Here is an 8,096-nt window from a genome sequence, read left to right on the forward strand (position 1 = left end):
TGGTGCCAGAAGGTCGGTCATTATCGACACTGCCGTTTCTGAATAACGAGTTGATTGCTGTTATACCCGCACAGCATGCGTTGTCAGAAAACATGAGCATATCCGCCAAACAGTTTTTTGCGGAACCAATGTTGATACGCGAAAACGGTTCAGGGACAAGATTTGCTGTGGAGCATCACTGCCAGCAACATCGCCTGCAACTCAATCCGCTAATGGAAATGGGCTCAAATGAGCTCATTAAACACGCGGTCATTGCCGGTCTTGGTGTCGCGATTTTGCCAAGACTGAGTGTGATGGCGGAATTACAAACCGGCATACTCAAAACCGTGGCGATACCGGACTTTCCAATTCGCCGCTCATGGTGTCTGGTACACCCTATGGGTAAATACCCTTCACGCGTGGCTCAGGCATTTATTGATCACATTTATGCAAGTCTGGAACAGATCCACAGACATTTCATTGACGTTTAAGTCAAAAATATGACCCGGGAACATCCCTTTATTCATACCTCTTAATAAACACTTAAAGTTAAGGTATTTATACTCAATAATCCTATAAGAAAATATTGGTAAACAAAGGAGAGTGAAATGTTACAAGACAACCATGAACGTTATGGCACGTTAACACGCGTTTTTCATTGGGCAATAGCGGTAATAGTACTGCAACAGTTTTTCAAATTTGCAGATCGCATCAATGATGGCGAACACTGGTTAGGTGACACATTCGGTCCCTGGCATGTTTCAATGGGTGCGGTGATTTTAATTCTGACTATCGCCAGATTGCTATGGACGTTAAAGCAAAAACCACAGCGACCAGTAAACCCTGGCCTGGACGGCGTTATTGCCAAAATAGCGCATCGTTTGATGTATTTTTCAATGCTCGTTATGCCTTTTCTGGGCGCATTGTACATTCACGGTAAAGGCTACCCGGTCAAAGTCTTTGGTTATGAACTGATTGGCAAACCAGCAGATGAAGTACCGTGGGCACTCGCACTGGGTGAATGGCACTCTCCTTTTGCTTTTTTATTGGTATTTCTGGTTGTCGCCCATATCGCCGGGGCGTTATATCATCACTTTATCCAGAAAGATGATGTGTTAAGACGCATGGCTGGTTAACAGCGGCATAAAAAAAAGCCTTGCAGCTTATAAAGCTGCAAGGCTTTTTTATGACATTTAAAATTTATAACTGGCTTAATTGCTCAACTATTTTGCCCGTTAACTCATTATCACTTTCTTCAGCTGCCATGCGTTGTGCCTGTTCAAAGGATTCACGAGCTTGCTGCGGCATTTCCAGGGCTATATATAAACGGCCAAGATGATAATGGAATAATGCAATAGCATTGTTACTTGAAGCTGCTTTTTCCAAAGCCGGTCTGGCATCGTCATAATTACCCAGCTTGTAATTCACCCAACCAAAGGTATCCGCAAAATACGGTTGCTCTGAATCACGGAAACGGCTGGATAACGTGAGTGCACGTTGCAGGTTTTCCGGTGATTCAAATTGTTCTGATAACAAACTCGCTAAGTTGTTCGCAGCAACATCAACGGAAGGGTCTCGAGCGATGACCTCTTCATAAAGCACACGCGCTTGTTCAAAGTTACCTGCTGACTCATAACTCGAAGCCAGTTGCATTGAAAGAATATTGTTTTCAGGATTCGCTGCAAGCCCCCGTTTGAAAGTTTCAATGGCTTTCTCGCTGTTTCCCTCACGCGTATGAAAGTCAGCGATAAAACGATAACTTTCAATCCAGCCGGGATGTTGTGAAGCACCTTGCTCAAGGGTCTCAAGAGCCTTTGTATTATCTCCGGTATCACGATAGACACTTGCTAAAGCAGCATATCCATTAATCTGTTCAGGATGATCGCTAATATGCTGGCGCAAGTATGTGACTGCGGCTTCATGCTGCTCGACTTTCATATGAGTTGCGGCCAATCCTTGTAAAGCTGGATTCAGACCTGGATTTAACTCAAGCGCCTTTTCAAACTCTACAATCGCCAGCGTGTAATCTTCCAGTCCCTGATACATCTGTGCACGTAACAAATGATTGACGGCCGAATCCGTTTCCAAACTATTCAGCGTATCTTCAGTTCCTGCCCAATCCTGTTTAAGCATTCTCAGTTGAGCAAGCGCCTGTAACAAGTCCTGATTTTTGCTATCTCCTCGTAAAGCATTCAACAGTACCGTTTCTGAACGGTCCAAATCATTATCACGAATCATCATCTGTGCTACAGCAAGCGCTGCCTGAACATTTTTTGAGTTTGCTGATAAAGCTTGTCTGTAACTGCTTTCTGCCAATTGTTCAGAACCAGAATTAGCATAAGATTGTGCCAGCAGCACCAATGCCTCATCGGCATTAGGATTGTTTCTGACTAAAATTCGAAGATTACTGATTGCCGCATCGTATTTTTCGCCTCTTAACTGAAGTTTGGCTTTAAGTAACAATGCCATTTCATTTTCGGAGGACTCTGCCAACACTTGATCCACAATGGTTTCAGCCTCATCAAAATTACCTTTAGAGGCTTCAATAGAAGCCAGGTTGATCTGGGCTCTGAAACCACCTTCACTGTTTGGCTCAGCCTGAATGATGGTTTTCAAATCGTCTACTGCTTCGGATGATCTTCCTTGTTGAATAAGCATTTCTACGCGTACAAAGCGATATTCAATATTATCCGGTTCTTGTTGAATAAATTTATCCAGTTGATTTATCGCCTCGTCGGCATTTTGAGATTCGAGCAACTTGATATACACCAGTTTTGCTTCTGTATCTTGCTCATTCGCCGCAATAAATTTCTGTAATTCAGATTTGGCATCTTCATAACGATTCAAGCCATCGCTTAGTAATTTCACTAAAGAAAATACAACCCAGCTCTCTTCCGGATAATCCACCATGATCTCACGGTACAGACGTTCCATGTCCTGATAGCTTTTTTGTTCATCATAAATTGCCAACTGAATCATTTTTATTGGCATCGCTTCAGGATGAACTGCTAACGCTTTTTCTGCTGCACTCAGCGCGTCAGGATACTGTCGCAATTCTTTATAAATCATTACCTGGTAAGAAAGTGCATCCAGCGATTTCGGATCAATTTCAAGCGCCCTATCAATATCTTTTTGCGCCTGGCCAAAGTTTTGCTGCTTCATAAATGCATTCGCACGCAATAAAATTGCTTCGATATTATCCGGTTCAATGGCGAGTACTTTTTCAGCACTGCTCAGTGCTTCTTCAATTTGCCCGGTAACCACCTCCATCTGACCTAATTTAAGCATGATTTTGGGGTTATCTGGATCTAATGATTGAGCAGCACGCAGATTGGCATACATCTCTTTCCATTTTTGGTTCTTTTCATCTATTAAAGATAGCTGATAATAAGGTTCTGCTTCGGTTGGGTTAATTTGAATGGCATTGCGGAACTCTAAACGCGCTTTATCATATTCACCTTCAGACATCAGCGCCTTACCGCTCTCGATAAACTTTTCGGCTGACTCCTCAGCAGAGCCACAAGCCGTAACAGCTGTCAGCAAGGCCATGGCAATAATGGATTTTTTTAATGTTTTCATAGCGATCATCCTGATTTAATCTGCAATATATCTTTTTAATTCCGGACCCGTCTGATCCATCAATAATTTTATTCTGGCATCGGCATCTTTCAGCGTCTCTCCGGGAGAGACTGGAGTGACATACCTCACAAGCGCGCCATCGGTACGGTTTTCAAGAATCGCATCATTAAAAAGATACCACTTATTTGAATACTCATTAGCGATGATACGCCCCCTCCCCTGGAACCAATAATAAACCAGCTGTTCCTGATCACCATTTTTAATGACAACGCGGTTTATGGGGTGGCCATTTACTTCATCTCGCCTGAAGTCTGCAATCTCCCAACCGCCTCCGGGGATACAGACCCTTGGCGAATGTGGCGAGACCCCTTTACGCTGGGTTTCATAATAGGCCACATAGAGATTCACCACATTTCTATCAATACCGGTGTAATTAACAAACAGGTAATCACTCATTCCCAATTGATCAATGACTCTTTCATCAAGTTTGTCATGCTGGCCAATCCAATCAGTAAACTGCAAAGGAAAGCTGATAAAGCCTTCGTGTGCAGGCACCTCTTCCTCCCGGTTATCCACAAACTTTGTTGAAAACAAAGCGATAATTAAAATCAAAATGACGACAATAAAGGGTTTATAGGAATAGGGTTTACTATTAATGCTGAACATATTATTCGAAGGGGCGTGATCGACAACGCCAAATAATTGTGACAACGTCTTGCGGCTTGGCGCTATTTTTTCCAGCAATACCACCAGCAAAAACAGCAAGGCAGCGCACGCCATAAAGATGATCCAGCCTTCAAAGTCATGCAGAAAACCTTCTGCCATTGAAATGCCCCAGTTATCCACCATGACGCCGATAACACCAATACGGAAACTGTTCATTAAAATTGTGATGGGGATGGTCATCAAAAACACGGTGGCGCGTTTCCAGAAAGCAGCTTGATAAAAATATGCCGCGATAAAGCCGAGACTCATCAGCGGAAACAGATAGCGTAAACCACTGCAGGCTTCAACGACCTGAAGCTTGTAAACACCCAGATCAATAATATTACCTTCCAGAAAAACCGGTATCTGGAACAGGCGAATGACCTGCACACCTATCCAGGATGAGAAAAGCTGTAATTTTGCGGTGAGTAAGACTTCAACAACATAGGGCAAGGGAATGGCAAACAACAGTAACAAAATAGGAACATAGGTATATTTTGTTGCTTTACCGACAGTTATCATTGAAAGGCCAAGCAAAACTAATATGAATGAGTATTGTATTAACAAATAAAGCGCGCTGATTTCACCTACAAAGAAAATACCCAAAGCGATAAAGATCAGTACAACACCTGACCACATTGGTGGCCCCATTGCGCTACTTATAAGGTGGCGTTTTTCCCACAGGATGAACAGGGTAACCAACGGGATCAAAAAACCATGGCTGTATTCTTCTTGAATCATCCATCGTGAGACAGCTTCTGAAAGGCCTGACCAATAGGCGATTATTGCCAGTGTCAGTGCGAGGATAAACATCCCTGTCATCTTAATATTTAACAACTTTGCGCCCCATCCGGTATATGTAATTCACATTCAAATCAGATTAACTTGAATCTTTGTAAAACGCTACTCAAACGCAGTAAAGTTATGATCTTGGCAGGGAAATCTTTAAGTAGCAATTCATTTTGCTTTTGTTCAAGCTGGGCCTGGAATGTTAATAATCTGGCAATAGCCGACATTGATAAATACCGTATTTCTGCACCATTAATAATAACGTCTTTACCACTCAACAATGCCGATTGCAGTACATTTTCAAACTCAATTGCCTGCCCTGTATTAATGCTACCTTTAAATCTAACTGTGAATTTATCCTGTTGCGGTAACGTATCAGCAAAAACTTGGCCATTGCCAATATCTGCTTTATTAACCAGTCGTCGAGAATAAACTGCCAAGGGCAACGTTTGTGTCACCAACATTTTTATAAACCTTAAGCCATCACCAAGATAGCGTTTGTATAATTTGGGTTCCTGTTTAATCCGCCATAACCACTCGAAACCGTAACGCTGCCACTTATCAGGCGCACGCTGCACATTACCCGCAACAAAATTAATGACCGCTCCCAGATGACTGATTACCGGTGCATTCAACCTACTGCGATTATGCATAATCCAGCGCTGTCCTTTTTTCGCACCAAGTGCTACTACGATAAAGTCAGGCTCACAGCCATTAATGTGGTTAATAATATCTTCCGTACTCATCTCTTCAATTGAGACAAAACCGGGATCATAAAAACCGCAACTTTCCATACCTTGACTACTTTCGTTCAATTCATGATGAGCTTTTACTGCGATGCCGGCTTCACCACCAAAGAAAAACACCCGGATTTTTTTCTTTCTTGGCTGATTGGACAGAAATGCAAACAAATCTGAACCTGCAACACGTTCGTAGATAGGTAAGTTAAGAAACCTGGCAACCCATATCAATGGCATTCCATCAGCCACGACCAAATCACTTTGTATCACCGAATTATAAAAATCCGGATCATCTTGGGCCATAACAGTGAAGTTAAGGTTCGGAGTAGAAAGAAAGCATGGGATTTGCTGGTCAATGGATTTGGAAATAATGTCAGTAGCATCGCTTAGTGACACAGCATCAAAAGGAAGTCCCATGAGGCAATATTGATCTTGACCAACGGCTAAACGTGATTTTGATCCAGGTGGGTTCATTATGAATGTCTAATATTAATTGATGACTTAATTAACTTTAAAAGCCTTGCGACGTTTTTATTCAATAAAAACTCATCTTCGACTCTTTGTTTACCACCTGAAATAATCCGTAATCGCGTATCAGATGAATCCATTAGCTGACATATCGCTTTTGATAGTTCCATATCATTTTCTGGGGGTACAGTTAATCCAGATAGGTTATTTAAAACAAGCTCCGGAATACCTGAAAGCTCAGTCGAAATCACCGGCACCTCACAAAGCATGGCTTCCATCAACACAACTGGTATGCCATCCATATCACCGTTGCTATCTTTTTTGCAAGACAATACAAACACATCTAAACCACTAATAAACTTTGCAACCTGATCATGAGGCAAAGCACCAACAAATTGCACGGATTCTTCGGTTAGCTCAAGCGAAGTTACTTGCTGCTTTAATGCGGTCTCCAGCGGACCGTTACCAGCAATTTTTAAACAAATCTTTCGTCCATCTCTAATTACCCCAGAAAGAGCACTGATTAACGTATCAATACCTTTTTTCTCAACCAGGCGGCCAACGGTACCAATCGTAAAAATATCATTGTTTAGTAATGATTTAATGGGAGGCTGCCAGCTCTGGTCTACACCACATCTCACAATTTGTATTTTTTTGGTATCAGCTTGTAAATCAGCAAGAAACCGACGGTTAAATTCTGAAATAGTGGCAAAAAAAGCAGAACGTTCCACTTTTTGTTTGAGTAACCAACCTCTTTCAAATAAATCATTCGCATGGGCCTGGACACTAAATTCGATCCCCACCATCGGCACAGCGTACATCGCAATATCGGTAGGAATATGGGCAAAATGAACATGCAAATGTTGAATTCTGGCTAGTTTTAATTGTTTAGCCAGCGTTGCCGCATAAAAAAAGCGATAACAAAGTCCTAAAGCAGAACGTGAAATCAAACCTTGCCGAATCACATCACCTGACAGTCTGCCTAATGCTTTTAGATAACCAACAGGGTGCCTAATTATCATGGTCACGTTATCGAACAAAACCTGCCATTTAGGCGTTTCGTACAAGTGAAATACATCACCTTTCAAGTCACTAAGCGATGCTTCTGAAGCTATATGGGCTGGACGATGAACAGAAAAAGGTTTAACGTAGGCACCCTGTTTGCCTAGCTCTAATATTTCGTTATAAACAAACGTAGCAGAGAGGGCAGGTATTTCTGGAGCCAAATAGGCAATTCGTAATAAAGATTCGGCCTTATCAGGCATACTGTTTTTCCCATACCCTTGCCTGCCGGGCATTTAAGTCTTCTGTTGCTTTGGCTTTGCCCTTTAACAAACATTGCCATTGATACTGATTAATGAATTTAACCAGTTCTTTATCCGCAAAACGTGGTTTACGCTGCAGCATACTTTTTACATAGCCCCACCACATAGCTGCGCCCCCCAGTAAGTACGGAGGATGCAACATCCGAAATATTGATGATGCTGTCATGTAGGTCAGGCCCGTCCCCATAAAATACTGACCAAAGCCATGGCGCATTCGGCCCGTAAAAATTCCCTGCTGACTGGACCCCATGGGACGTAAATGAATAAACTGTAAATCCGGCTCATCCCAACTCACTGCAATCCAACCAAGTTGACGACATTTATGACAGTCAATCCCATCCCACATTACCTGACGAACAAATCCACCAATCGCTTCAAAACAGGTACGTCGATAAAACTTGGTCATACCGACCGACATTTCATCACCACATTTTTCGCTTATCAGTTCACCAGTTTTTTTATCTCTAAAATAGGCCTTACCGCTGCAAGTCCCAATCCGAGGATTCTGTTG

At 42.4% G+C, this 8,096-nt stretch carries 6 protein-coding genes and 1 pseudogene; 2 read left to right on the forward strand and 5 right to left on the reverse strand.

Features of this window, described 5'->3' with window-relative positions; translation table 11 throughout:
* Both B3O33_RS15260 and B3O33_RS15265 read left to right on the forward strand, forming a co-directional pair.
* Positions 1 to 470, forward strand: a 470-nt coding sequence (locus B3O33_RS15260; protein WP_292363917.1) for a LysR substrate-binding domain-containing protein, incomplete at its 5' end; no start/stop codon positions are given.
* A 117-nt stretch (positions 471 to 587) separates the two neighbouring features.
* The gene (locus tag B3O33_RS15265; protein ID WP_292361778.1) at positions 588 to 1,115 is read left to right on the forward strand and encodes a cytochrome b; all 528 of its coding nucleotides are present in this window, start codon (positions 588 to 590) and stop codon (positions 1,113 to 1,115) included.
* Positions 1,116 to 1,179: 64 nt separating this feature from the next.
* On the opposite strand, the gene B3O33_RS15270 is transcribed toward B3O33_RS15265, so the two are convergent.
* From B3O33_RS15270 to B3O33_RS15290, 5 genes and pseudogenes are all read right to left on the reverse strand, one after another.
* Positions 1,180 to 3,558: a tetratricopeptide repeat protein gene (locus tag B3O33_RS15270; RefSeq protein WP_292361777.1), complete on the reverse strand. Its 2,379-nt coding sequence runs from the start codon at positions 3,556 to 3,558 to the stop codon at positions 1,180 to 1,182.
* Between the two features lie 15 nt (positions 3,559 to 3,573).
* Positions 3,574 to 5,076, reverse strand: a complete 1,503-nt coding sequence (xrtD, locus tag B3O33_RS15275; RefSeq protein ID WP_292361776.1) for a VPLPA-CTERM-specific exosortase XrtD — start codon at positions 5,074 to 5,076, stop codon at positions 3,574 to 3,576.
* 62 nt (positions 5,077 to 5,138) lie between these two features.
* The gene (locus B3O33_RS15280; protein WP_292361775.1) at positions 5,139 to 6,209 is read right to left on the reverse strand and encodes a WecB/TagA/CpsF family glycosyltransferase; all 1,071 of its coding nucleotides are present in this window, start codon (positions 6,207 to 6,209) and stop codon (positions 5,139 to 5,141) included.
* 56 nt (positions 6,210 to 6,265) lie between these two features.
* Complete coding sequence (locus B3O33_RS15285; RefSeq protein ID WP_292361774.1) at positions 6,266 to 7,525, reverse strand: glycosyltransferase; 1,260 nt, start codon at positions 7,523 to 7,525, stop codon at positions 6,266 to 6,268.
* Positions 7,518 to 8,096, reverse strand: a pseudogene (locus B3O33_RS15290) (glycosyl transferase family 2); the annotation flags it as partial. The gene B3O33_RS15285 and the pseudogene B3O33_RS15290, both read right to left, overlap by 8 nt.

Source organism: Methylophaga sp. UBA1464, assembly GCF_002325665.1.
GTDB lineage: Bacteria > Pseudomonadota > Gammaproteobacteria > Nitrosococcales > Methylophagaceae > Methylophaga.